Below are 621 nucleotides of genomic sequence, written 5' to 3' on the forward strand. Positions count from 1 at the left end.
GCTCGTTTTAAAATCATAAATCATTACACAATCTGCTTCTATATTTTCTTTGAGAAGAGGGTTTCTTTTTTTGTTTGTTTCTGCGTTGATTACACGTAGTGTAATAAGATCGATCTCTTTTTTTAATGCGCTACTTAATTTACTTTTTAACCGAATCACATCAAATATACTGTGGAGCAAAGACCCTTCACCGTCGATTAAAATATCTAAATCACTGGTTTCTGTTGCTTCGTTTCGAGCGTATGATCCAAACAAAAAAGCTTTTTTTATTTCCCATTCTAAAAATATTGGTGTACATAATTTTTGAAGATCACTAATTGTATAAATCAAATAACCGAACTCCTTGTCTTCAATTTGAATATTAACATAAAAATGAAAAGCGACAATTAATACTCAGCGTTTAGGAAAAAATATTGATAAAAAAGTGAAGGAACAGGTAAATCGATTGCTTCTTTTAGATCAAAAAAGGGAAAGAGCATAAGGTAAACGCACCACTCTCATGTTGAAAGTGGCAAAATAGGCTGTGCCTATTGCGTTTTGAAGAAAATGAATGTGATACCACAGCATAGTTTTTAGCAGTTGTCAGGGAGTTGTTCAGAGACTACTCAAGTAGTCATTTTT

Annotated in this window: 1 protein-coding gene; it reads right to left on the reverse strand. The window is 32.4% G+C overall.

Annotated elements, in window-relative coordinates; all coding sequences use genetic code 11:
* Positions 1-330 (reverse strand): nucleotidyltransferase family protein (locus IAE45_RS18690; protein WP_200143171.1); only part of this gene is annotated, 330 nt, incomplete at its 3' end.
* Positions 331-621: the final 291 nt, after the last annotated feature.

This window comes from Enterococcus sp. S53, assembly GCF_016516865.1.
Taxonomy (GTDB): Bacteria; Bacillota; Bacilli; order Lactobacillales; family Enterococcaceae; genus Enterococcus_D; species Enterococcus_D innesii.